Source organism: Streptomyces sp. ATLC9, from assembly GCF_057196705.1.
The window spans coordinates 1-25584 of the sequence record NZ_JBXUOY010000009.1 but is presented as its reverse complement, the minus strand read 5'-3'; the positions used below and the strand labels follow the sequence as shown (position 1 = coordinate 25584).

Sequence of the window (25584 nt, the reverse complement as noted above, 5' to 3'; positions counted from 1 at the left end):
GCGCCGGGAACGTCATCGGCCTCCACGCGTTCCGGCGCTCCACGGCACCGTGTCATCAGGGTCATCACCGGCGGACGGCCGAGGAACGCGGACCCACCGGGCCCCGCCCCCGGGGGTCACCCGGTACGGGTGAGCTTCTCGCCGAAGGAGGGCTCGGTGAGGTCCTCCTCGAGAACGACCGGCACCTTGTGCTCCTCGCCTCCGGTGTCCGCGGTCAGTTCGCCGACCACGGTGCCGGCCCGCGCCGAGTGGGTGAGGCTCCTGTCACCGTCGTCGAAGGTGAACTCGGGCGACAGGCCGGGGAGCGTGACCGCGGTGAGGTCCCGGGCGGCCACGGCCGGAGTCCGGCGGCCGAACCCGTCGTCGACGTGGCCGACGACGTGCCCTTTCCTGATCACGGTGGTGGAGGTGAGCGCTTCGCGCACCGCCTCGACGATCTTCTTGCTGTTGTCCTGCGCCAGGACGAGGCTGTTGGCGCCGTTCGGGTCCGGCCCGGTGACGCGCTGGGCCATCATCGCGCCGAGGATCAGCCGGTCCTTGCCGCCCACGGTCTTGTACGCCGCCCAGACCAGCGTGCCGCCGGCCGGTGTGTTGGAGCCGGTCTTGATGCCCCTGATACCGAGCCCGGCCAGGAGCAGGCGGTCGTTGTTGTTGTGGATGCGCCCATGACCCTCGATGTCGGCGTGAGGCAGGGCGACGACCTCGCGGAAGGCGTCGAACTTCATGACCGCGCGAGCCAGTTCGAGCTGGTCGACCGCGGTGCTGACGGTTCCCTCGTCCAGGCCGCTGGGGTCGGTGTAGGTGGTGTTCTCCATGCCGAGTGCCCTGGCGGCGTCGTTCATCTTGCCGACGAACGCGGCCTCGTCCGGGGAGCGGGTGTCCCAGCGGGCCAGCAGCCGGGCGATGTTGTTCCCGGACGGGATCATCAGCATCTTCAGCATGTCCCGCTGGCTGAACGTCTGGCCCACCTCCAGTCCCGTGATGCGCGATTCGTGCACGGACCTGCCGTCTTCCACCGTCTGGGCGTCGACCTTGATCCCGGGGCCCTTCTCGCCCTTCTCCAGGGGGTGCTCGCTCAGGATCACGTAGGCCGTCATGATCTTGGCGATGCTCGCCGTCGGAACGGGCTGTTGCTTCCCGAACGTTCCTACGGTGCCCAGCCCCTCGACCGCGACGGCGGCCTGCCCTTCCCCTGGCCAGGGGAAGGAGAATCCGTTGTCTTTGGCCGGGGCGACGGATGCGGCCTCACCAAGGGTGAAGGCCGGCCGGGGAAGCGGACGCTGTACCTGTACGGTCACCGCGGCCACCGTGGCGAGTCCCAGGAGCGCCGCGAGCAGGGCCCAGATCCTGAACCCGGGCGCGTCGGCCGTCCCGGTGTTCCCTCCGGCCGCCGCGCCGTCGGTGTCCTCCCGGTCCTCTTCGGCCGTGCGGGGGCCGGTGTGCGTGTCCGTGCCGGGAGGGTCCGTGACACCGTCGCCGTCACCGCCCGTCGGCGCGGCGGGGCCCCGGGCCGGGGCATCCACTAACCCTCTCGCCACCGAGGAGTCGGGCTCGGCCGCCCGGTCGGTGGTTCCGCCCGCCGGCCCTGCTCCCGCGGTCTCCGCCGGGGGGTCCTTCCGTTCGGGTGGTTCGACGGCTTCCACCCGCGATCCGTCACGACCGGGCGCGTCGTGGCGCCCGGTCGCTGATATGTCGTTTCTCATCGGCTCCAACATTAATGCGCGGAACACCGCCGCGCTCACGCCGCCGTGGTGGCCCGTTCCTCCCCGCTCGGCCGAAGAGGCCCGATCCGGTCCGTGCCGTTCACCGCGCCGCGGCGAGTGCGGTGAACGGCCGCCGTCCGCGGCTCGGCCCGCGGGCCGCGGACCTGGCGCCACCGTTCTCCGGCCCGGCGGATTCGGGCCGGCCGGTCGGCCTCCTCGGGGACTTGCGGGGGCCGCGCCGCGGTGGCTCAGGACGAACTCCCCTTTCAACCGGAGAATTTCACGCCCTGGGCAAGGGGCACCCGCCCCGAGTGGTTCACCGTGGCACTGCCCGGAGCGGTCCACGACCTCCGCGCGGCCCGCACCCACGGCATCATCGACGCCCTGACCGAGACCGGCGCGGCCTGCTGGGCGGACAAGGCCCACCGAGGCGCCGGCCCTGCCGTCCGGGTGCCCTACTGGGGCCGCTGGGAGACGCTCTCCGCAGGCCAGCAGGCCCACAACCGCTCCCACGCCCGCATCCGCGCCCCGGGCGAGCAGGCGCTCGCCGCCCTCAGGTCCCGGCGGCTGCTGCGCAAGCTCCGCTGCTCCACCACCCGGATCACCGGCCTGGTCAAGGCCGTCCTCACCCTCCACCTCGACACATCAGCATGAGGTTGGAAAACGCTCAGTAAAGAGAGGCGCCCGCATTCGATCGGCGTGAAGCACGGTAGCATCCGCCGCGTTGTCTTCGACAGATTTCCTCCGCTGTCTTTCGGAAAACGCGAAGACAATCCGAAGAGAGTCGGAAGAGAGTTCCAAGAGAAGTGCAGGGCAGCCTGTATCGCCGGGAAACCCCTGGGGTTCTCGCTGTAGTGCTTCCGCGGCGATTCGCCGGGTCTCCCAGAGCCATTTGAACGCTGTGGCCGGTGCCTCGGCTCCCGGTTCACGTGGTGTCCGGACTGTGTTCGACCGTTCTGCCAAGCCGTGCTGCTCCGCAGGAGTCCTCGCCATGAGTGCACAAGAACCCCGGTCCGACCTCATCCACTCGAAGGCGGCACCCCTGAAGGCGCGGGACGTGCACAGTGTGCTTGGGCGTCACGTGCTTGTGGACGGCTACGACCTGGTCGACCTCTCCGCGAGTTCGGGAAGCCGGCTTGTCGACGCGGTCACGGGGACGAGCTGTCTCGACCTCTTCTCCTTTTTCGCGTCGGCGCCGCTCGGAATTAACCCGCCCTGCATCGTCGACGATCCGGAACTCATGCGGGAGCTTGGCGCGGCGGCCGAGCACTCCGCCGCCAGCCAGGAGGCCGAGCGGCGGGCGCTGGAGGCCGCGGAGGCGGAGTTCCGCGCGGCGGACGGCAGGATCGCCTGCTTCATCGCGGAGCCGGTCCAGGGCGAGGGCGGGTCCGTCCGGCTTCCGGCGAACGGCCTCCAGCAGGGCCTGCTGTACCACGCCCTCAAGCGCGGACACGGCGACGACGCGTACGTCATGCAGTCGGTGCACCGCTACCACTGCCGCATCCGTCCCGACCTGATGCGGGAGGCGTGGCAGCACGCCCGGCGCAAGTACCCCACGCCGAGGCTGCGCTTCGAGTGGGGCGAGGAACCCCTCCAGATCGTCGACCACGACGACCAGTCGGCGACGAGTGTCGGCGCGGCCATCGGCGAGATCCAGACCGCCGTGAACACCATGACCGGCAAGAGCGCCGTGGAGCTGGGCCGGCTGGAGACCGGCGACATGAAGCGCCGGCTGTACCTGACGGCGAACCCCGCTCGGCCCGCGGGGACACATACCCCCGCCTCGCCGCGTCGCGTCCCTCCCGGCGCGCGCCGAGGAGGTGGCCGGCGGCGGATGGCCTTCCGCCGCACCCGACAACCCAAGGAGAGCCCTTGATGCGTTTGCGCCGGTTCCTCAGACCCGCGCGTGTACCGCTCACCTGCGCCGTCGCCTCGGCGGTCGCGCTCGGTACCGCCACACCGGCCCTGGCCGAGGACAAGCCCGACAGAGCGGTGTCGGGGTGGAGCGACACGCCGCAGCCGAAGGCCACGAAGGACAAGGAGGGGAACAAGGACCGCGTCCCGGCCGACCAGCGCGGGAAGGTCCTCGGCTCCGGCTACAGGAGTTCCGACGACCTGGCCTGGACCACGACCGGTGACGCGACCGGCTTCCACCTGCTCGTCGCCGAGGAGGCCGAGGGCTACCGGTGGAAGACCGCCGCGACGCTGGTGGAGCCCGGCTTCCTCGACACCGACACGTGGATCGGCAACGCGTGTGTCACCGAGTCCGGCAAGCACGCACTGGTCGCCTACGCGCCGCGCACGTTCACCAACGAGCAGGAACTGATGGCGCGGGGCGCCTTCACCGCCGCCGTCGACCTGACGAGCGGTGAGGTCAGGAAGCTGCCGTACCAGGCCAGCCTCGCCTACTTCTCCCCCGGCTGCGGCGCCGGTGACAAGGGCGTCATCTCGCAGTTCACGGACGAGAGGACGACGCCGGACAGGAACGAGACCCGCCTGATCACCGTGGACGCCCGTACCGGCAGGACCTCCAAGCCGGTCACGGCCCAGGGGCAGGTGACCTCGGCCATACCCACCAAGCGCGGCATCGTCGCGGCGCAGGGCAACGCGGTCGTGAAGGTCAGGGCGAACGGCAGGACCGAACTCCTGACGAGAACGGACAACGTGCCGTTCAACCTCTCGCTGACCGCCGAGGGCGGTGTCGCCTACCTCGACCGGCAGCGCACGAAGACGGGCTCGCAGGGCGCGGACGGGCAGCCGGGCGCCGTCAGGTCCACGTCCAGGGTCAAGTACCTCGCGCCCGGCGGCGGCAGGGCCAAGGTGCTGGCGGAGGGCAACCTCACCGACTTCGACCTCACCCGCAGCGCCGACGGCACCGCGATCGTCACCGGCAAGGCGAAGACGGTGGGCACCCTGCCCAAGGGCGTCCGGAACCCCGGCGGCATCGAGAAGGACGCCGTCGCCTCCACCAAGGGCCGCGCGGCGACCAACTCCGCCTGGGCGGACGGCAGGGACCACCGCATCCGCGCGGAGGAGTACGACAGCGCCCGGACGGCGAAGATCCGTCTGCACCACCTCCCGACGGGCAACGAGCAGGTGATGGAGGCCCACCCCGAGGGCGCCTCCCTCAACGAGGACCCGGCCGAGGGCGCCGGCGTCTCCCCCTCCGCCACCGGCAGGAGCCCCGGTACGCGGACGCGGACCGGACCGTCGGCCCCGGGCGTTTCGGCGGCGTCGGACGTGAACGCCGCCTCCGTGACCTCCATCGCGGAGCCCGAGAGCGTCCGCACGTGTTCGGTCGAGCGCGGCAACCCGGAGAAGCAGGCGTTCCAGCCGAAGCCCCGCCAGATCGAGTGGGCCGTGAACCGTGCGATCGAGGGGACCCTCGACCAGCACGTACGCCGGTCCGCCGACTGGAAGAACATGGGCATGGGCTCCTACAGCCCGCAGGCCCTGGTCGGCGGGCTGACGCCGCTCTCCGGCGGCGGACGCATCCCGGCCCAGGTGTTCCTCGGCATCACCGCCCAGGAATCCAACATGTGGCAGGCCACCCGCTACGCGGCGCCCGGCACCACCGCCAACAGCCTGATCGGCAACTACTACGGGCTCGTGCACGACGCGCACGGCGAGGTGGACGACCCGTGGGCCATCAACTGGCGGGCAGCCGACTGCGGCTACGGCATCACGCAGGTCACCGACGGGATGCGCCTGCCCGGCAAGCCGTACGAGGACGGCTCGGTCAGGCCCTCCATGCCGCGGGCCTACCAGGAGGCGGTCGCACTGGACTACACCGCGAACGTCGCGGCCGGCGTGAACATCCTGGCCGAGAAGTGGAACCAGACCCGCAACGCGGGGATGACCGTCAACAACGGTGATCCGTCCAGCCTGGAGAACTGGTTCTTCGCCCTGTGGGCCTACAACTCCGGCTTCTACCCGGAGTCGGCGGCGGGGAGCAACGGCGGCAAGTGGGGCGTGGGCTGGGCCAACAACCCCGCCAACCCCAACTACCGGCCCAACCGCACGCCGTTCCTGGAGAACTCGGCCGGCGGTGACGACTACAGCCACGCCGCGGAGCCGCAGTTCTGGCCCTACCCGGAGAAGGTCCTCGGCTGGGCGGCCCGCCCCCTGGAGGCGCTGGAGGAGCCCGGCAAGATGGTCCACGGCTACCGTGCCGCCTGGTGGACCCACAGCCTCTACCGTACGACCGTCAAGCCCCCGGCCGACCTGTTCTGCGGCGGCAGCAACGAGTGCGACCCCTCCAAGATCGGGGACGGCGCGTCCAACGACTCGCCCGCCACGGGACCGTGCCAGCGCGACGACTGGAGGTGCTGGTGGAACCAGAGCGTGGAGTGGAAGAACTGCGACGCCGGCCACTGCGGGTACGAGCTGTTCCGGTTCGACAACACCTACCCGGAGGAGGCGGACGGCAACGCGCATCCGCCTCGCTGCTCGGACGGTCTCCCCAGCGGCACCGTGGTCGTCGACAACGTCAACAGCGGTACGCAACTGGCAGGCAGTGACGCACGGCGCTGCTCGTCGTCCGCCTCCAGTGGCGGCACGTTCGACTTCGACTTCGCCACCGCGTCCGGCCGGATGAACACCCACCAGATCGGTGCCGGCCGCGGAAACCACCTGTGGTTCAGCACCACGCTCAAACCGGGAGACGCCAATGCGGACCGGATGAAGGTCACCGGGACCTGGACCGCACCCACCTCCGTCTCCGGCTGGACCCGCGTCCTGGTCCACATGCCCAGCATCGCCGCCCGCTCCCAGCAGGCGAAGTACACGGTCTCCGGCACCGACTCCGACTCGCCGCACCGCGTGGCGCCGCAGCGCATCCGCTCCAACGAGTGGCGCTCCCTGGGCACGTTCAACTTCACCGGCCGGGGCACGGTGTCCCTGTCGAACATCACCCAGGAGGACGGCCGGGACATCGCCTGGGACGCCGTCGCCTTCCAGCCGCTGGGCTCCAAGCCCACGCACGTGGTCGGCCTCGGTGACTCCTTCGCCTCCGGCGAGGGCGCGTCACCGGAGGGAGGCGACAGCTACTACCCGGAGACGGACTACCGGGAGGACACCGGCTCGGAGATCGGCAACGGCTGCCACAGGTCCCGGCACGCCTGGGTCCGCCAGGCGAAGCTGCCCGGCCGCTCGGAGTCCATCGGCGCGGTCGCCGACCGGTACGGCGACATCGACCTGTCCTTCATCGCCTGTTCGGGAGCCCGCACCTACAACATCTGGTCCGGAGGGAGGACGCAGTACAACAGCGACTCCCTGCCGCAGGTGGACCTCGGCTACCTCGACCAGCACACCAGCATGGTCACCATCGCCATCGGGGGCAACGACTCGCTGTTCACTCCCGTCATCCAGGAGTGCGTCTACGCGGCCGGGCTGAAGTTGTGCCAGGACGCGGAGATCGAGAAGGTCGACCCGGACACCGGGGAGAAGACCGGTGAGATGACCGGCCCGCTCAAGGACTTCCTTCCGGACTGGATCACCAACCAGGTCAAGCCGCGCATCATCAAGGTGCTGAACCAGATCGAGGCCAGGGCGCCGAACGCGGAGATCGTCCTGGTCGGCTACCCGCCGCTGCTCAGCGGCAACGGCCAGTGCGTTCCGGGCATCGGCACCGGTGAAGCTCCCTGGCTGAACGAGGAGGTGGCCCCGCACCTGGCGGAGGAGATGGGCAACGCGGCCGCCGCGACGGGCGCGAGGTTCGTCGACCCGGCCGCCGAGTTCGAGGGCAAGGCCATCTGCGGTGACCCGGAGACCATCAACGGCATCGTGCTCTCGGGCAAGGCGGCGTACGACAACGGCGGCGTCCAGCCGTCGATGAAGTCCTTCCACCCGAAGGTCTCGGGGGCCCGGCTCTACGCCGACGCCCTGGAGCGCGTCCTCGGCTGAACCGTACGATCACCACGGCCCGACCGGCCGTGGAAACCATGAAGCGGGCCTCCACCGGGCAACGACGATGGAGGCCCGCTCCCTCTCTTTGGAACGATCATGAATTACGCACGCACCCTGAAAGCGGCCGTGGTCACGATCACCGCCACAGCGGCCTGCCACCTCACGATGAGCGCCGGGTTCGCGTGGGCCCGCGGCCAGGAATCGGACCACCCGGACGACTGGGCCGGTTTGTTCGAATTCGGTGCCACCGTCCTCGCCACGTGGATACTCATGCCCCTGTTGCTGTGGATCGGGATGCGCCTCCTCGGCGAACGGCGCACCTGGCTCCAGATCCTCCTCGGTACACCGCTGTGGGTCGGCGTCTCCCTGATGTACGTCGACGACGTCGACCGCCCGGGTGGCGGGCTCATGCCCGTACCCGTCCTGGTCGCGTTCGTCCTGGTGGTCGCGCTCCTCGGCGCCTACGACCCCGGTTCCGCCCGCGGTGGCAGGGCGTGAACGGAACGGACGTGAACGAGACGGACGTGAAGCCGCCCGGGAGGGGCCGGGCCGCGCCGTACCGGCCAAATTCCCAGGGTCTTTCGCCAGGACGGCCACACCAACATCGCCGCCGCCCTCCGCCGCACCGCCCGAGACCACCCGCGGCCCCTCACCGCCCCCGGGCTGGCATGACGAACCCGGACACAAGATCACCTCCCGATGCCCCTGGGCCGGACAGCGGGGCTCGAAATCCTGGACGTACTCGGGGACCCGTCTTCGCGGGGCGCGGCGAGGCAGAGGTACGAGTCCTTCCACAAGACGGGGTACGACACCTACTTCCGCCTCATCCACGCCTTCTACGAGTTCGACTCCGACCTCGGGAAGTACCACGACCAGCTGCCGGAGAACATCGGGAGGAAGGACATAGCACTGGTGCTCGCCGGTGATTTCTGGAGCCGGGGCAACGCCCTTGCGGAACATCCCGGGAAAGAGCGGCGCTGGGACGTCTTCGAACCCTTCGAATCGTCCTACGGCTGCCCGGTGTACCCGGAACTGGAACTGGCGGAACGCGCCGACGCGGGCGGCTGACCGGGCCGGCCCGCCGGGCGCGCGCCGAGGCCGAAGGGGACCGCGCCGATCGGCACCGGCTGCCGTCCGCCCGTGCCCGCAGCGGTACCGGGGTCTGGCCGCTATGGGCGAATCATCCGCGATGGCCATGTCCGGAGAGGGTGTTCGGCGGGGTTTGGGACAGACGCCCCGGAGTGCCGTTCGGATGGATGAGATTGAGCCAGCTCGGTTCGGAAGAAGGCTCGATACGGCGCCTTGCTCTTCAGTGGTCTTGACCAATGAGCGACGGGAGCGCAAGCGGAATGTCCCGCCCCGTCAGCGCGTTCTCCTGGCTGAAACATTCCCTGCCGACGCCCTCCCGCCGGTGACTCCGGCCGGTCGGCCCCCGGTTCTTTCCGGCCGCCCGCCCTCCCGCTGTCTTGAATATGCCTCTCCGGGAGACGGGTGCGTGTGGTTAGCCTGGGGCATGTGAGGAAACCTTTCGCTGTGGGGCTGCTGGGCTCCAAAGGTGTCGAGTTCCCGGCCGGGACGCTCGGCGATCGCCGTCGGCCCAGATCCCGGGGGCCGCGCTCGGCGGATCGGCCGCCGACCGATGCCCCGGAGCCGTACTCGGCCGGATCCCGCCGCGAGGACCTCGGACGGCCGGCCGCCGGGGCCTGTGCCGGTGACAGAAGGAGAGGGCCAAGGGGCACCGAATCCTCCGCTGTGATGACGCGCCACCTTCCGCGGACGAGTGGCCGGCCGGGGCTGGAACGTGCAGACCGGGGTCGTCGAGAGTGACAGCGATCAAGCAGGTCGTCAAACCGTGGTTCCCCATGGAAATCCATCGCAGGCGAAACTCTCGGAAGCAGGTGGCGGGCTCGGTCCGGTGAAGCCGGGAGTCGCGGCCGGCGCTGCTCCGGGACGCCGGTGAAAACATTTCCGCAAGGATGAACACAGCGTTGTCCCGTCGGCCGGTTGCCGTGGGAAAAACTGTGCAGTGTCAGGGGGGAGCACACACCGAACCGGCCGACGAGGTCGCCTCACCGCGTGTGCCGCTCTTCTGTCCGGAAGATCAAGCACACCTCCCGAGGTTCGGTGCCTCCCCGTTCGCGTAGCCGTCGAAACGGAAACATGTCGATTCCATATCCGCTCCCATCAGGCAGAGGCATGATTTCACGAGGGGGATTCGTGATGAGTACTTGGAATGGCGTGACGATCCAGCTCCTGGGGTCGGTTTCCCTTCTGAAGGGAAACGTCCGGATACCCATCCGGGGGCAGCGGCAGCGCCGCTTCTTCGCCTCCCTGGCCCTGAGGCCCGGCCAGGTCATCTCCAAGGAAGCGATCATCGAGGACTCCTGGGGCGACGACCCGCCGGTCACCGTCTCGGGACAACTGCAGACCACGGCCTGGATGATCCGTACCGCGCTGCGGGAGGCAGGGGTCGGCCGCGACGCCCTCGGCTCGAGCGACCGTGGCTACGAGCTGCGGGTACCTCTGGCGTCAGTCGACCTCTTCGCCTTCCGGGAGGCCGTACGCAGCGCTCGTGAATCGTACAAACAGGGGAGGTACGAGGAGGCGTCCGAGCGGCTCGACGCCGCGCTGACCCTGTGGAAGGGTTCGGCCTTCGCCGACGTCACCTCCAGCCGCCTGCGCCTGAGGGCGAAGTCGCTGGAGGACGAGCGAACGGCGGCAGCCGAACTGCGCGCCCTGGTCGACTTCGGCCTCGGGTACTACAGCGACGCGATCGCACGGCTGTCGGAGCTGGTCCACCGCGACCCCTACCGGGAGGACCTGTACGTCAGCCTCATGAGGGCCTACTACGCGGAGGGCCGGCAGACCGACGCGATCCAGGTCTTCCACCGGGCGAAGGACATCCTGCGGGAGCAGATCGGGATCAGTCCGGGGGAGAGGATGACGAGTGTCATGCAGGCCATCCTCCGCCAGGACGAGAAGGCCCTGTCCGCCGCCCCGGCATAGGGCTCCGAAGCGACCGTGACGTGGCGTCGGCCCTCCCCGCGGAGCGATGGCGGGGAGGCCGGCGCCCGCAGGGAGCCAGCACGTCAGACCAGGGTTTCCGCCACGTACGCGGCGGCCTCGGCGAGGAGGGCCTGGTCCTTCCCGGCGTCCTGTGCGGCCTTGCTGGACATGATCGCGATGACCAGCGGCTCGGATTTCGGGGGCCACGCGACGGCGATGTCGTTGCAGGAGGTCCCGGAGGAACGCCGCGTGGTCGATCTGACGAACCCGTGCTCGCCGTCGGGGAAGCGATATCGTTCCCGGTCTGTACGAACGGATGTGCTCCGCACCCAGGGGATCACGAGTCGTCACGTGCGCGATACGCGGTCGTTCGCGTGTACCGCTCGCCAGGGGCGATCCGAGTCCTGGGCGGGAAACCACCGCCGGACGAGGGGGTGGTGAGAAGGCGGCGGAACTCGGGTCACCGCGCGGTCGAAAAGCGTGCGGGCTCCGCCAGAACAGCGAGTGCGCCGTCGAAGTCGGCGAGTCTCGCCGACAAGGTGGCCACGGCCAGCCGTTGGGGAAGCGCCGCCGAGAACTTCAGCCCGCGCACCGCCCTGGGGTCGACATCGGGGAGAACCAGCGCCGATTCGGCATCCACAGCGTCCAGGGCGGCGCGCCACATGTCCGGGGTGAGATCCTCCCGCAGCCGCAGGTAACAGTCCGTCGGGCGCTGGACCGGGTCGGAGACGGACGGCAGTGTCGCGGCCAGCGTCGCATTGGCCCGGTACCCGGCCCACGTCCACCAGCGGACGTCGTTTCCGCGCCGTACGACCAGCGTCCCGCCGGGGTGGACGAGGTGCGGGGCGTCCTCGGTACGCCACTCCTGGAGGCAGGCTTCGGCTCGCCGGGTGAGCGAGATCTTCGGGTCGGTGCCCAGGAGGACGTCGCGCATGGCGCGCGTCAGCTCGTACGAGAGTCCGGCGAGTGTTCCTCCGGACCACTTGGCGATCCCACCGCTCTCGACCGGCTCGACGAAGACCCGCTTGCGGCCCCAGTCGACGAACGTGACCTGCCAACTGCGGCCCGCCAACAGCAGTCGGCGCGGACCCGGGCGCTCATCGGTGAGTACGGACGGGTCCATCCGTCCGATCTCGGCACGGCCGGACAGGACGGTGAACTGCGGGGGTGCGGTGAAGGACGCGGTCAGCTCGATGAAGTGGCGCCGTCCGAAACGGCGTTCCGCCTCGGGGCCGATGAACAGCATCCCGCCGTCGGTGTCGAGGAAGCCTTCGTCCGTCAGATGGCGGAGGATGGGAGCGGCCGAACGGTCGAAGGGTGCCAGGCCGTTCCACTGCTCGGACCATACCCGGTCGCCCAGCTTGTGCTCCTGGAGCGTGGCGGCGAGCAGTTGCTGCGCGACGAGGTGCCGCGGCTCAGGTGGTGCGATGACCGGTTCGACCCAGCCGCGACCCCGGAGGAGCAGCAACGCGGCGGCCTGCAGAAGGGTGTCCTTGCAAGTGGCCAGGAAGAGACAGCTCCGGGTGGTTCCGGCCCGGCGCCCCGTGCGGCCGATGCGCTGGAGAAACGAGGCGACGGTGCCGGGCGCGTCGATCTGGACGACCCGGTCGAGGTCGCCGACGTCGATGCCCAGTTCCAGAGTGGATGTGGCCACGATGACGCAGTCCCGCGCTTCGGCGAACGCCTGCTCGGAACGCACCCGCTCGTCGACCGAGAGAGAGGCGTGGGAGAGGAACACCGTGACATCGCGTGCCCGCAGTGCCGCGCCCAGTTCTTCGACTTGGCGCCTGGAGTCGCAGAACACCAGTCGCTTCTCGCCCTTGTGCAGGGCCGCGATGACCTTGGCGGCGTTGGACAGGGAACCGACGTAGTCGAGTTCGACCTCTCCCGGCGGGGGGCCGGCCGAGTCGTCCACCGGCACCCGGGCGGACGATGTCGCGGAGAGAGCCGTGAGTCCCGGGGCGACGACCCGGCCCGGGCGTCGGTCGGCGCCGGACCCTTGCAGCCAGGTGAGCAGTTGCCCGGGGTTCCCGACCGTCGCCGACAGGCCGATGCGCTGGATGGGACGCCCGGTGACCCGCTGGAGGCGTTCGAGGACCGCCAGGAGGTGCCAGCCGCGGTCGTCCCCGGCGAACGCGTGCACCTCGTCGACGACGACGGCCCGGACACCCCCCAGCAGATGCGCGTGATCCGTCTTCACCCCGATCAGCATGGCCTCCAGTGACTCGGGCGTCGTCAGCAGGATGTCGGGCTGCTCCGCCCGGAGGCGCTGGCGCTGTGACTCCCTGGTGTCCCCGTGCCACAGCGCCGCGCGGCGTCCCAGCCACTGCGCGTAACCGTCGATGCGGCTCACCAGGTTGTTGAGCAGCGCCTTGAGCGGGCAGAGATAGAGAACCGAGGTACCGGTCCAGCCCTGTGCGGACATGGCCGACAGGATCGGCAGGCAGGCCGCCTCCGTCTTGCCGCCGGCGGTGGGAGCGAGCAGTACGGCGTCCTCGCCGTCCATCACCGGGTTGACCGCGGCCCGCTGCAGGGGCCGCAGATCCGGCCAGCCGAGCGTGTTGACCACGTGGTGCAGGATGACGGGGGCGAGCCGGTCGGCGGGGTCCGCGGTCGGCGCCATCACAGCTCCAGATCGACATCGCCGGCCGAGGGCGATGCGGCCAGGTTCCTTTCGACGTCCGTGAGTTCCTTGCCGTCCACGGTCAGCCGGTAGTGCTGCCGCGGATCGAAGTCCGGGAACTGGTCGATGCGGTCGAGGACGTCTCCGATCAGTTTCTTGAGGAAGAGCCGGGGCGCCACGCCGACCTTGCCGCCGAGGGCTCCGCCCACCGCACGGGCGAGGTCGGCGATGTACGCGTCGTCGGCCAGCGCCTCGATCCGGTCGGGTGCGTCGGCCCCGGAAGCGTAGAGATCGCGGATGGTCATCCCCAGTCCGGTCAGCGACTCCAGGGTGAACCCGGGCAGGCGCAGCTGGACCGCCCGCGGGTTGTCGAACCGCGGGTCGGTGGTGAAGTCCGTGGCGAGCCGCTGGGCGAGCGGTGCGAGCCGTTGCGCACCCTGCTGGCCGTCGTAGAAGGCAGGGGTTCCGGTAATGACCAGATACAGGCCGGGGAACCGCCCGGAGTGGACTTCGTCGATCAGCTGCCGGAGGGCGTTCAGTGCCTTGTCGCGGGCGTCCGACCGCACCCTCTGCAGGGTTTCCACCTCGTCGAGGACGACGAACAGCCCGCGATGGCCGGAGTCCCGCAGGACGGTGAGCAGCCCTTGCAGGAAACCCAGGGCCCCGAAATGGTCGAGGTCGCCGCGTACCCCCGCGGCCCGGCGGGCCGCTGCCGCCACGTGGGGCTGGCCACCGAGCCAGGCGAGGACGGCCGCCGCCGTCGTTTCGTCGCCGTCGGCCAGCGCGGACCGGTATCCGCGCAGTGCCGCCGCGAAGGACGGTGCGTGCCGTGACACCTCGGTCAGGCGGGCGGCCAGCAAACGCTCGACCGCGTCACTCAGGCCGTCCTCGTCCGCTCCCGCCGCGAGGGCGTCCTCCTCCAGGGCGTAGAACCAGGCGTCCATGACGGGACGCAGTGCGCTCGGCGGGAAACTCGCCGTGGACAGCCGCTCGGTGAGGCGCCGGTAGACGGTCTCCAGCCGGTGGAGCGGGGTTTCCGTCTCCGAGACCTGGATCTCGGAGACGGCGAAGTTGCGCTGTTTGGCGCGCTCCCCGAGCCATCGGGTGAAGAACGTCTTGCCGGAGCCGTACTCGCCCCGCACCGCCTTGAAGACCGAGGCACCGGAGGCGACCGCGTCGAGTTCCGCGTCGAGGGCCGACTCGAAACGGCCGAGTCCGGTGGCGAGGAGGTCCAGGCCGCTCTCGGGCACGGCACCGCGCCGCAGCGCGTCGATGACGGTGCGCCGCCGGGCGGCGGAGACGGGAGAGGGAGGAGGGCCGATCACTCGCCCATTGTCCCACCTCCGCCGGCCGCGGGCCGTGCGTCGGAGTCATCTGCGGTGGAGGCCGCCGTACCCGAGCTCGGTCGTGTCCAGGAGGTTCTTACAGGTGGACGCCACCTTGTCGAGGGCGACCTCGGAGAAGCCGGCGCTGGTCTTCGCCTGGACGAGCCAGAGCGTCAGCTGGGTTCCCTGCTCCACGTTCACCACGGCGGAGTGCTGCTGGAAGATCTCGCTGTCCTCGTGCAGCAGGCGGCCGCCGAGGAAGACGTACACGCCGTCGATGCCGCCGTCGTTCGCGCCGCCGATCACGCCGGCTTCGATCTCCTCCTCGGAGAGACCGAAGCCGTGCAGGGCGTGTTCGCTCGTGAACCGCTCGAAGGCCGCGTCGAACGAGAGGGGGACGGCGCGGGCGTTCCGTCGTTCCTCGATCATCTGGTTGATCAACACACGGTCGTTGGCGCTCATGGCTCCCGGCTCATCGGTGTGGGAAAGGGTGAACGGGGCGTCATCCCAGGTCGAACTGGGTGCGGAGCAGGGCGAGGTCGAGACGGACGGTCCGGCCGTCCGGCAGTGTCTCCAGCACCTGCACTCCGTCGTAGTTGAGCAACTGACGCAGGATCGCGGCGAACCCGTCGGCGCGGGTGGCCGGATAGGACACACGCTGGGCGAGCGCCGTCACCGGGAGCGTGCCTCCGGCCTCGGCCAGGGCCCGGACCGCGCCCTCGACCTTCTCCATCGGAGGTCTGCGGGCGAGCAGGCCGATCTGCCCCTGGAACGTCTCCGAAGCGAAGAGAGCGGTGACGAGCGCGTCGTCCGGGCTCACCGCCGCGGCGGTGACGAGTGTCCCGTCGTCATCGGGCGAAGGGACCATGGCGACGTCGAACAGCGCGTCGTGTGTACGGGCGAGCCGGGTCCGCGCCTTGGCCGGCCGTTGCCGGGCGGCCCGCTCCGCGGTGGCGGTGCGCTCGGACGGAACGGGAGCGGAGGGCCGGGGCGGCGGGGCGTCCAGGAGCCACCACGCCGGCCGCTGGTCACCCAGTTCACGCCACGACGCGGGAGGGGCCGCCCCGAACGGCAGGAAGGCCAGGACCGGGATGGCGAACTCGGCCAGGGAGGCTCCGCCGTGGTAGCCGGCCTTGCGGGCGGTGTACCGGGAGTCGGCGTCCCAGAGGGCGACGATCGAGCCGCCCGGCTCCGGTGCGACCACCCGGGCGCCGTGCAGCGCCACCTCGGCCCGGCCCACCTCGCCGCCCGGGCCGCGGTGGCGGGCGGACAGCGGTGAGTCGGCCTCCACCCTGGTGCCGTGCCGGTCGACGACGTGCCCGTGATCGCTGGTGATCACCACCGCCATGCCCTGCGAGGCCGCGATCCGCAGCAGATCGGGCAGGCCCGGGACGTGCTCGGCCCGCCAGGCGCCGTCCCCCAGTTTATGTTCCTTGGCCAGCCGGTCGTCGATCGCGTTGAGGACGACCGCCACATGCGTGCGGCCGTCCATGAGCGCCTCGGTGAGCGCGGGTCCGAACACGTCCCCCGCGCTCCCGGCCCTCAGGTCGTCCTTGTGGAACACGGCGGCGGGCGCTCCGCCCCACAGGGGCAGGGCGGGGAACAACCGGACCTCGTCCTTCTGCGATCCCCGCATCAGCCTTCCGGCGAACAGTGAGGTACGCGAGACGGAGGTGAGGGTGGGGAGTGCCGCGGCCATGGCGCGGCGCCGCGGAGTTCCCTGCCCGGCCATGGGATCGAACTCGGCCCAGGAGGCCCACAGTTCCTCGGCCAGCTCGGTGGCGATGGCCGCGCTCATCCCGTCCAGCACGATCAGCAGGACGCGCCGGCTCCCGGCGCTGCGGACGACCGGCTTCACCACGCGTTCGAGGAATGTCTCCACCGTCAGCATGCCGCCGGGATCGGTGCCTGCCGCTGTCCAGGTCGCCAGCGTGCGGGCGAAGTCGCGGTCGATCTCGTGCCGCTGTTCCCGCACGCGTGCGGCCAGTGTGTCGTAGGCGGCCCTCAACCGGTCGTCGGGATCTCCACCTGCCTCGATGTGCTCCAGGGCGCGGTCGACCCATGCGGTCTCGTCCATGTGGCGCGTTATGGCCGCGTCGACGTGGGGCGAGTCGACCGCCGGGCCGGTGGCCAGCCACCGGACGAGCCGCTGGCCCATGCGCGCCCGCTCGATCCGGCTCCGCACCTCCGGTCCGCCGGCTCGCCGGTGTTCGCTCAGGGAGCGGACGGCCGAGTCCAGCGGTCCGGGCTCACCGGCCGCGAGGGCTTCTCCGACCGCGCTGAACCTGGCGTCCAGGCCGGCCGGCAGCAGGGAACTGGTCCGGGCGGCGGACTCCGCCCCGAACTGCCGGGCCAGGGCCGAAGCGCGCTCCAGTACCGTGTCGCCGGCCCGGCGGGCCTCACGGGCCTCCTCCGGGGCCGGCCCGCCGTCCCGCGTCGCCGCGGCGAGCAGTGTGCCGACGTAGTCCTCCGCGGCCCGGCCGAAGGCGGCGGCCATGGCGTCGAGCTGTTCGCCCCGCACCGGCGGGCGGTCTCCGAACCAGCGCTCCGCCCGGCCTCGAGCCGTGTACACCGAGGCGTCCGGTTCGGCGTGGCACCACAGCGCCGCGCACACCAGTCCGAAGGCCACCGCGTCAGGACCGTGCTCGGCCTCGACGAGGGCCAGCAGGGCGCGCCCGGCGAGCCCGGCCTGGTCCTCCTCCCCGAGGAAGTCCGCCAGGCCGGCGCGCTCCGGGCCGCGCAGCGCCAGGAACCGTTCCGGTCCTCCGGAGGCCAGGGACCAGCCCAGCAGGGTGTGGGTGTCGAGCCGGGCGGCGGACGTGGTGTGATCCTGGCGGGCCGTCTCGTCCTCGTACCGTCCCAGCCTCAGACGGCGCAGCGCGAGCGCGGTCAGGGCGGTGCCCCGGGAGAGCACGCCGCCGCCGAGCCGGGGCCAGCCGCCTCCCGGGGGGGCCGCGTCCAGGAGCGCCTCCGCGGCCCACCTGTCGTCCTTGAGGCGCGGGTCGACCTGGTGTGCTCCGAAGGCGTCCCGTACGACGTCCCAGCTGTCGACGGTGTCGATGCGCTGCTTGTGGGCACGGGCCAGGATGGCCGGGTCCAGCTCGTTCTGCTCGCGGTCGGTCAGGACGACGAGCACGGTGGGGCCGGTCGCCGTGTCCGACAGGTGGCCGAGCAGCAGTTCGTGCACGGCGAGCGGTGAGGGTGCCGCCGCGATGCGGGCGGACTGCCCGTCATCCCACGTGTGTTCGGCCGGGCCGTCCCATCGGGGTTCGGAGCGCAGCAGCACGGCCCGCCGCCGGTCCCGGCCGACGAGGGCGTCGGCGAGGGAGGCATGGGCGGACAGGTACTGGGTGATCGTGGCGAGGTTCAGCCGCACCGCCACCGCGCTGGTCGTCGCCGTGCTCATCCCTCGACGACCCGCCAGGTGATCTCGACCGTGGTACCGGGCTCCCGGGCGGCCAGCTCCGCGATCTCGGCCCGGAGTTCGGCCACCGCCCTGGCCGCGGTGGTGCGTCCGCCGCCGGAGCGCCTCGTCCGTCCCGGCGCGGACGTGCCCCTGCCGGACGGCTGCTCGGAGACGGGCGGGTGACTGGTCGGGGTGTCCAGGGGCACGTCCCCGGAGCGCGGAGCGGGAGGCGTGGGCGGCGAAGCGGCCGCCGCTCGGTTCCGCTTGACCAGGGCCAGCACCTCGTGCTGGGTCCGGGTCAGTGCCTCCTTCAGGTCGTTGGTCCGCTGGTCGCTCTGGGCGGCGTTGCGCAGGGACTCCAGCAGCGCCTCGCCCTCGGGGCCCTCCGAGGAGGCCAGGTCGAGGGTGGTCCAGGATGTCGAGTCCAGCGCCTGCGCCACCGCGCGGGCCTGCTTGACCGAGGTCCCGAACCGGTCCGCGCCGACCTCTCCGAAGTCGAAGGAGGCCAGCGCCTCGACGGTCTTCCGAGCCCCGGCGGCACCCTGGCCGGCCGACCGCGTGAGTTCCCGCAGCAGGTCGACGGCGCGGCGCGCGACGGCGAGGCGGCCGTTCTCGGCGGTCTCGTCGAGGCGGAGGAACCCGGCGTGCCGCTCCAGCTGGGTGACCAGCTCGCGGGCGGCCTCCTGGTGGGCGCTCGCCTGCTGGACGACCTGCCGGGCGAGCTGGTTCACCATGCGGCCACGCCGCAGGGTGGGGGCCACTTCGCCGAACAGCGCCGTGAACCGCTGCCGGGCGGCCGACCAGTCCTCCTCCGAGGGCAGCGGCTGGCTGCGCAGCGCGTCGTGGTCCTTGATCTCGTTCAGCGCGGGCGCGGGGTCGAGCGGGGTGCCCGCGCGCACCCACACCCGGTCGTCCATCTCGGCGAACGAGGCCACCACCAGCCGGGCGAGGAAGCCCGGCAGGCCGCGCGGCGCGGGCCGGTCGGTCCAGTCGGTGAGGGTGATCAGACTGAGATCACCGGTCACGCCCTGCTCGCGGGCGAGCTGCCGGAAGTGGTCCGCCCAGTAGTGCGACAGCTCGAAGTACGCCTCCTTCTGCTGCCCGAGCCGCAGCGGGACCGCCACCCGCCGCATCAGGCCCCGGTCTCCGGCGGGGACCTCGGCGCGCCCGTCGCGGGCCTCGGCGGCGGCCTGGACGTGCGTGAACACCTTCTTCGCGTCGGCGGGCCTGACCACCGTGCCGTTCCCCTCGGGGTCCAGGTCCGGGTGGTCGGGGTACTGGCTCGCGAGCAGCCGGCCCGCGATGTGGCGGACGCCGTCGCGGAAGGACTGGCCGAAGGACAGGGTCAGCCCGTCGACCTCGCGCAGGGACTCCAGGTGGTCGGAGAAGCCGAGTTCCACGTCGGCGGCCTTCTTGTCGGCCAGCCCGTACGCCTGCTTGAAGGCGGCTCTGACGTTCTTGAGCAGCGACTCGCGCTGGGTCTCCAGCAGCCCCTTGGCGCGGGCCCGGTTGTCGGGGCTGAGGTGGCCGGCGTACTGGCCGTCGAACCGCCGGCCGTCGGAGAGGGCCTTGTCGATGACGACCAGGCGGCGGAAGTCGGCGTAGCGCTGGCCTGACAGGTGGGTGGGCAGCCAGGCGACGGTACGGGACGGCTCTCCCTGCTGTCCCCGCAGGTCGCGCATCCGGTTGGCGTCCTCGACGGCGCCGTACTCGCTGTCGTCGAAGGGCAGGTCGATCACAAGGCGCCAGAGCCCGTCCTGCTGGGGCATGAGGTCGTGGTCGGGCAGTTCGTCCTTGTCGGCGACGTTGCCGAAGACGGCCTCGACGCTGCGTTCCGTGCCGCGCCACACGAACTGCAGATGGTCGACCAACTGCCCCTGGGTGATGCCGAGTTCCTTGACGAGGATGCGCCGGGCGAGGGCCTGGCGGTTGCCGGGGTTGTCGTTGACGTCGGCGTTGGCGATCACCGAGTCGACGTCGACGCCGGACAGTTCGAGACGGACGCCCGGGTTGGCCTCGGTGCCGGTCTCCTTGATCTCGGGGAACCGGCCCGCCCACTCGGCGATCTTGTTCTTCAGGATGCCGTACTCGCGCCCCGGGATCGGGGCGGTCACCGAGCCGTAGTTCAGCGCGGACAGACGGCGGATGGTCAGGTCGGACAGGGCGGGGACGCTCGGGGCGAGCGCCGACAGCAGCAGCGTGCCGATGATCCGGTTGTCCCCGGTGAACTGCTTGATCCGGGTGCGCAGTTCCGGGTCGGTGATGCTGCCGGGGCGGTTGGCGTACTGCTCTATCTCCTCCTCCGACACGTTGTGCGTGAGCAGGAGGTAGGGGCGCAGCTTGGTCCGGTACAGCTTGTCCGCTGCCTCGAAGACGACCTTCAGGCTGTCGGTGAACGGCTTGTCGCCGCCGGCCGTGATCAGCGGATAGAGGTCGCCGACCGGGATCAGGTCGCCCAGTCGCAGCTCGGCGCGGTGGTCGGCGAGGAGCTGGCCCATCAGCTTCATCCCGGTCCGGTTGCGCTGGAGCGCGGAGGACACGTGCACGAGGGTGTCCATGAACGCGGGCGAGAACGGGTACGTCAGCCGGAAACTCTCCTCGTCCGCGCCGACCCCGTCCGCACCGCGGTCGGACCCCAGGAGGGTGTCCCACACCTCCTGGCGGATCCTGCGGGTCCTGTCGAACTCCGCCTCGATGAGGGCGGCGGCCTCCGCGTCCTTGGGCCTGAGCAGCCGGGCGTGGGCGACCTGGGGGAGGTTGCGGTCCTCCAGTGTGATCTTGTCGAAGCGGCCGGAGGCCAGGTTGAGGGTGTCCTGGATGGACGCCTCGGCGGCTCCGGAGACCTCCTCGCCGACCAGCTCGCGCAGGTCGCGCTGGCGGGCGATGAAGGAGATCACCGGGATGGCGCGGCGGGCGTCGCCGCCCTCCACGAAGTTGGTGATCTTCCCGGCTTCCCGGGCCACGAACTTCTGGTCGTGGATGAGGGTGGCCAGCCAGAGGATCAGCTCGTCCATGAACAGGATCAGCCCGTCGTAGCCGAGCGACTTGGCGTGCTCGGCGATCACGGACAGGCCGGCGTCGAGCGAGACGAACCCGTGCTCGTCCTCGGCGGCGTTCCTCGCGAAGCCGGGCAGCAGATGCGTGCTCGCGTCCTGCACGAGACGCGCCCGCAGCTCGGCGGGTGTGGACGGGCTGACCAGGTTGAGTGCCCTCCCGCCCTCGTGGACCTCCTCGGCGGCCAGCGCGGTGTCGAGCAGCCCGGGCGTCCAGCCGAACGCCTCGCCCCACTCGTCCTCCTCCGCCCCGCCGCCGTCCGGCGAGGTGAGCCCCGCGATGACGGCCGCGTCGCCCATGCGGGAGCGCATCGCCCGGATGTCCTCGAACAGGGCGTCCGTCCGGTACACCTGCGGCGTCGGCGCCTCGGGGTGCAGCTTCCCGACGTGGCTGACGTACCCGCCGAGGACCCGCTGCTCCAGCGCCTTCGCCCCGAGCATGTGGTACGGCACGAGCAGGAACCGCCTGCCCTCCGCGGCGAGCCACTCGTGCTTGGTGAGCACCGGGTCCAGGTCCACCCGGGCGCGGGCGGCCGGGCTGCCGCTGAGCAGGGCGTGCAGCACGGCCATGAAGTGCGACTTACCGGAACCGAACGAGCCGTGCAGATAGGCCGCCTTCGAGGTGCGCCCGTCCAGCGCGGCCCGGATCAGCCCCAGCGCCTCGTCGAAGTTCTCCAGCAGCCGCTCCGTGACCACGTAGTCCCGCAGCGCGCGCTCGGCGCCCTCGGCCGTCGTCGCCTCCGAGAGCTGGAGGACGAAGTCCGACGTGGAGATGGACTCCTTGATGTCGATGACATCGCGGAGCAGGGGCGGCTGCTGGGCCATGAACGATCACTCTCCGACGGGCGGCTGCGCTGGCTCATCCGATCGTATGACGTACCGTCAACAGCGGATGACCACTTTTCGCACACACGCGGCTACGCGAGCGCGGGCGCCTCCACCCCGGACGCGGGGTGCACGAGGGAGCGCGGCTTCTCGCGCGTCTCCGGGTCCGTCGAGTGGACGACCGTGCCCGCGTCGGCGGCACCTTGCAGGTGTTGGAGATCAGGAGGCCCGTCGGGCCGCCGAGATCTCCGGCCGCCGTTCCGAGTGAGCGCGGCGACCGGAGGAGGGGTTTCGTACGGACCCGGCCACGGCGGGTGACGGACGGCGCGGTCACCTGGTGCTCCGGCGTGAGCGGGCGTTGACTTCGGAGAGAAGGGCGCTGATCAGCTCGTCCCGGCCCAGTGCCCGGACGTGGCGCGGATCGGCGTCCCACTCGCGGCCGCCGCCGAGCGGCCGGAGCTGGAGGTAGGGGCCCTCATGGCCCATGACCCGGCCGACCCGGTCGCGTGCGGTGTCGCGGACGACCACGCCGACCTCCGGGATCCCCTCCCCGTCTCCGTTCCCGGCGGCCCCCGTCATGCGCCGATCCCCTTTCGGATCAGGTGCGCGAGCATCAGGGCCACGGACGCGCAGCACACTCCGAGGTGGACGAGCGCGTACCGGATCTCGCCCTCGGGGTCGTCCGCCCAGAGGGCGCGGACGTCCGCGGCGGGGAACCGGACGCCGGCCCGGCCGGGAGTGGGGCCGGGGGCGTTACGGGTGTCGGGGGCCTCCCGGCTCTCCGGGGCGGCGGGTGGCGGACCGTCCGGGACGGTGGCGCGGTCGGCCGTCGTCGCGTGGTCCGGGTGTCGCGTGGCGGGAGCACCGTCGTCCTTGTCGGTCCGGTCCTGCGGAATCCACACCCCGGCTGCGCTGGATGAACTACGCTGCGTAGTGCGGGCGTTACGAGAATGCGCCCGGATCAGGACGGCCACGCCGTGGACGGGCCCGTGCTTCCCCGCGCCCCGGAGGCCGTTCCACGCCGCCCACACGGACACCCCGGAGAGGAGCCAGCCGTATGCCGCCCCGTCGCGTCATCACCGGCCGCAGCCAGGAACCACGCCAGCGATTCGCCGAGGAACTGCGGAGTCTGCGGGCGGCCAGCGGGACGAGCCTGCGGCAGCTCGGGGAGCGGATGGGCTGGGACTGGTCCCTGTTCGGCAAGATGGAGAAGGGCGAGACGCTGGGCAGCCCGGAGGTCGTCCAGGCCCTCGACACGCACTACGGCACGCCGGGGCTGCTGCTCGCGCTGTGGGAGCTGGCGGCCGGGGACCACACGCAGTTCCGCGAGCGGTACCGGCGGTACATGGCGCTGGAGTCGAAGGCGGTGAGCCTGTGGCACTTCGCGGTGAGCGTGCTGCCTGGACTGCTGCAGACGCCGGGGTACGCACGGGAGGTGCTGGCGGCCGGTGGGCTGAAGGGCAAGGAACTGGAGCAGCAGGTCGAGGCCCGGATGGGGCGGCGTGAGCTGCTGGAGGGGGAGGACGCGCCGCCCTTCCGGACGATCCTGTCGGAGGCGGTGCTGCGGACGCCGTTGCGGGATGTGGGGGAGTGGCGGAAGCAGTTGGAACATGTGGTGGAGCTGGCGGATAGGCCGAACGTGACCATGCAGGTGCTTCCATTGAGCGCTGGCATGCACGGATTGGACAGCACCGCACTGATGTTCCTGCGGCTCCCGGGCGGAGCTACTGTGGCGTACACGGAGAACGCACATCGAGGCGAACTCATCGAAGAGGACGTGTCAGTCGAGCGACTGCAGCGTGCATACGATGCGATGCGCGACCTGGCGTTGTCCCCGACCGAGTCGCGGAAGTTCGTCCTAGCCGTCTTGGAGGAAGTACCGTGCGAGGCATCGATCTGAGCGCAGCTACGTGGCGCAAGAGCTCCTACAGCAACTCGGACGGTGGCGAGTGCGTCGAGGTCTCTGACGACTTCACCGCTGTCGTGCCGGTACGGGACGGCAAGGCTCCGCACGGGCCGGTGCTCGTGTTCCCGGCCGGCTGCTGGTCCTCCTTCGTCGGAGGGGTCAGGAACGGGCGACTGACTGCCTGAGCCGGGACAGCCACAGTCGGCCCCGCGATCGGTTCGGATCGCGGGGCCGCTCTGTCGCCTGCCGTGGACCGTGAATGCCTCCGCGCAGCGGCTGTGCCCAGCAACGAGAGCGCCGTAGCTATGTGCTGGTGCGGGCCCGCACCAGGAGCGTACCGAGCTTGCCCGGCGTGGGCGCTCCCAGCACCGAGGCTTGGATATCGGTGAATCCATGGCGCTTGAGGAGATCGGTCCACGTTTCGGTGGTGTACTGCCAGCGAAGCACCGTGAGTTCGTGTTCGCGGCCCTCAAGCCACTTGCCCCGCATCGGCTGCGGGCCGTAAGCATCAGGGCTCGGCTCGGCCTGGCTGAAGGCGAGGACACCGCCCGGTGCCAAGCGCCTGGCCACCAGAGGGAACAGTTGCTCGGGGTCGGTGAACCACACGGCTCCCCACACCGAGTAGACGGCGTCGAACAACCGGGTGCCTGAGGCGAGGTAGTCACATGCGTCCGCGTGGACGAAGGCGAGTCCCGGCACGCCGTCCCACCACCTGCGGGCGCGTTCCACCTGGATGGGGGAGAGATCGACGCCGGTCACCTCCACGCCCTGCCGAGCCAGATACACGGCCTCCTTGCCTTCCGCGGGGCCGAGGTCCAGGGCTCGGCGCGGCTCGCCGAGCAACTCGGCACCGGGGCCGTGGCCGGGGTACTGGGTCCATTCGAAGCGGTCCACCACGGGGGCGGACTGGTCGCTCTCTCCACGGTGCGGCATGTAGGTGTCCCAGTACTCGGCCGGAGTGTGGGGCGCACGGGGCATGAGACTCCTCCGGGAACGGTGAGGCCGATGGAGTCGGCCACCGTACCGGTGACGTCCGATACGCCGGTGGAACTGACACAACTTCGTCGCGCCCTGGGCAAACAAGCGCCCGGGGACGCTCACGGCGTCCCCGGGCCTGATCGCTCCCGACGCGTCTGCGGGCGGCTCCCTACTTGGTTGCGCGGCCTCGGGTTGCCGCAGCCGGGCGCCAGGCGCGCAGGTCGTCGTCGGTGAGGCCGTGCTTGCCTTGCTCCATTTGCCGGTCGCCCTCGAAGAACTTGGCTGGGGTCGGGGCGAAGAGCGGATCGGGCTCGTTGTGCCACTGGTCCAGCCATGGCTGGAGTTCGAGCAGCCCGGCTAGGAGCGGGGTGACCTCTTCGGTGGTCAGGCCCTCGTGGGTGGCGATGTACGTGTCGAGCGCGATGGCCTGCTCACGGTGGTCCCAGCCGGCCCAGCCGTAGAGGGTGGGGGTGGCCGCGTTGGTCCGCCCGTACGAGATGAACCGCTCCTTGGGCACGTCCAGCTTGCCGCGTGCCCGCCAATAGGAGGGACGCAGGAAGTCGGCCGAGGTGTACTTCGGCGGCACGGGGATGGTGTCCCTGATCTTGCGCTTGGCGGGTTCGTCGGGGGCTGCGTCCTCCTGCCGTTGGAGATCCCAGACATGCTCCCAGTCCGCGCGCTTCTTGAGCCCGGAGGGCTTGTAGCGCAGGGCGGCGAGAAACGGCACGTGGTCGGTCGTCATTAGCCTCGGGCTTTCATGAGGTGGGCTGTCCGACAGGCGGTCAGGAAAACAGAGAGTGCCTCTGACCAGCGAGAATGAGGATTGTCGAGGTCCTTGTTCCTGCCACCGTC

The 25584-nt window shown here is 70.8% G+C and carries 17 protein-coding genes and 2 pseudogenes; 8 read left to right on the top strand and 11 right to left on the bottom strand.

Translation table 11 applies throughout. The features are described 5' to 3' along the window. Positions 1-116 precede the first annotated feature (116 nt). Positions 117-1523 (bottom strand): D-alanyl-D-alanine carboxypeptidase family protein, encoded by a 1407-nt coding sequence (locus tag AC2CJA_RS02140; protein WP_484600915.1) that lies wholly within the window; start codon positions 1521-1523, stop codon positions 117-119. Between the two features lie 492 nt (positions 1524-2015). Here AC2CJA_RS02140 and AC2CJA_RS02135 point away from each other — a divergent pair. From AC2CJA_RS02135 to AC2CJA_RS02110, 6 genes and pseudogenes are all read left to right on the top strand, one after another. After that, positions 2016-2357, top strand: a pseudogene (locus tag AC2CJA_RS02135) (transposase family protein); the annotation flags it as partial. A gap of 337 nt (positions 2358-2694) precedes the next feature. Continuing rightward, the gene (locus tag AC2CJA_RS02130; protein ID WP_484600914.1) at positions 2695-3579 is read left to right on the top strand and encodes a hypothetical protein; all 885 of its coding nucleotides are present in this window, start codon (positions 2695-2697) and stop codon (positions 3577-3579) included. Continuing rightward, positions 3579-7607 carry a GDSL-type esterase/lipase family protein gene (locus tag AC2CJA_RS02125; RefSeq protein WP_484600913.1) on the top strand — a complete coding sequence of 1343 codons (4029 nt, stop codon included), beginning with the start codon at positions 3579-3581 and terminating at the stop codon, positions 7605-7607. Before AC2CJA_RS02130 ends, AC2CJA_RS02125 begins: the two co-directional genes overlap by 1 nt. A gap of 99 nt (positions 7608-7706) precedes the next feature. Continuing rightward, positions 7707-8108: a hypothetical protein gene (locus tag AC2CJA_RS02120; RefSeq protein ID WP_484600912.1), complete on the top strand. Its 402-nt coding sequence runs from the start codon at positions 7707-7709 to the stop codon at positions 8106-8108. Positions 8109-8309: 201 nt separating this feature from the next. Further along, positions 8310-8678, top strand: coding sequence for a hypothetical protein (locus tag AC2CJA_RS02115; RefSeq protein WP_484600911.1), 369 nt, complete (start codon positions 8310-8312; stop codon positions 8676-8678). A 1152-nt stretch (positions 8679-9830) separates the two neighbouring features. Next, on the top strand, positions 9831-10616 hold the full coding sequence (locus AC2CJA_RS02110; protein WP_484600910.1) for an AfsR/SARP family transcriptional regulator: 786 nt from the start codon (positions 9831-9833) through the stop codon (positions 10614-10616). 83 nt (positions 10617-10699) lie between these two features. On the opposite strand, the gene AC2CJA_RS02105 is transcribed toward AC2CJA_RS02110, so the two are convergent. The 8 genes from AC2CJA_RS02105 to AC2CJA_RS02070 form a co-directional block, all read right to left on the bottom strand. After that, positions 10700-10945, bottom strand: coding sequence for a hypothetical protein (locus AC2CJA_RS02105; protein ID WP_484600909.1), 246 nt, complete (start codon positions 10943-10945; stop codon positions 10700-10702). A gap of 131 nt (positions 10946-11076) precedes the next feature. Then, on the bottom strand, positions 11077-13239 hold the full coding sequence (locus AC2CJA_RS02100) for a DEAD/DEAH box helicase (protein ID WP_484600908.1): 2163 nt from the start codon (positions 13237-13239) through the stop codon (positions 11077-11079). After that, positions 13239-14561 (bottom strand): BREX system ATP-binding protein BrxD, encoded by a 1323-nt coding sequence (gene brxD / locus AC2CJA_RS02095; RefSeq protein ID WP_484600925.1) that lies wholly within the window; start codon positions 14559-14561, stop codon positions 13239-13241. Before brxD ends, AC2CJA_RS02100 begins: the two co-directional genes overlap by 1 nt. A 48-nt stretch (positions 14562-14609) precedes the next feature. Further along, on the bottom strand, positions 14610-15026 hold the full coding sequence (locus AC2CJA_RS02090; protein WP_484600907.1) for a hypothetical protein: 417 nt from the start codon (positions 15024-15026) through the stop codon (positions 14610-14612). Between the two features lie 40 nt (positions 15027-15066). Then, positions 15067-17970, bottom strand: a complete 2904-nt coding sequence (gene pglZ, locus AC2CJA_RS02085; protein ID WP_484600906.1) for a BREX-2 system phosphatase PglZ — start codon at positions 17968-17970, stop codon at positions 15067-15069. Next, positions 17967-21848: a BREX-2 system ATPase PglY gene (gene pglY, locus AC2CJA_RS02080; RefSeq protein WP_484600905.1), complete on the bottom strand. Its 3882-nt coding sequence runs from the start codon at positions 21846-21848 to the stop codon at positions 17967-17969. The genes pglZ and pglY overlap by 4 nt, the downstream gene beginning before the upstream one ends. Before the next feature lie 330 nt (positions 21849-22178). After that, entirely contained in the window at positions 22179-22427 is a 249-nt protein-coding gene (locus tag AC2CJA_RS02075; protein ID WP_484600904.1) for a hypothetical protein, read from the bottom strand. Beyond that, positions 22424-22750 carry a hypothetical protein gene (locus AC2CJA_RS02070; protein ID WP_484600903.1) on the bottom strand — a complete coding sequence of 109 codons (327 nt, stop codon included), beginning with the start codon at positions 22748-22750 and terminating at the stop codon, positions 22424-22426. The genes AC2CJA_RS02075 and AC2CJA_RS02070 overlap by 4 nt, the downstream gene beginning before the upstream one ends. A gap of 155 nt (positions 22751-22905) precedes the next feature. Here AC2CJA_RS02070 and AC2CJA_RS02065 point away from each other — a divergent pair, with 155 nt between their 5' ends. Continuing rightward, a complete protein-coding gene (locus AC2CJA_RS02065) occupies positions 22906-23748 on the top strand; it encodes a helix-turn-helix domain-containing protein (RefSeq protein ID WP_484600902.1) in 843 nt (280 codons plus the stop codon). Beyond that, positions 23730-23939, top strand: coding sequence for a DUF397 domain-containing protein (locus AC2CJA_RS02060; RefSeq protein WP_484600901.1), 210 nt, complete (start codon positions 23730-23732; stop codon positions 23937-23939). The genes AC2CJA_RS02065 and AC2CJA_RS02060 overlap by 19 nt, the downstream gene beginning before the upstream one ends. A 118-nt stretch (positions 23940-24057) precedes the next feature. Here AC2CJA_RS02060 and AC2CJA_RS02055 read toward each other — a convergent pair whose 3' ends face one another. Beyond that, positions 24058-24732, bottom strand: a complete 675-nt coding sequence (locus tag AC2CJA_RS02055) for a class I SAM-dependent methyltransferase (protein WP_484600900.1) — start codon at positions 24730-24732, stop codon at positions 24058-24060. A 169-nt stretch (positions 24733-24901) separates the two neighbouring features. Continuing rightward, a pseudogene (locus AC2CJA_RS02050) lies at positions 24902-25477 on the bottom strand (DUF7008 domain-containing protein); the annotation flags it as partial. Positions 25478-25584 lie beyond the last annotated feature (107 nt).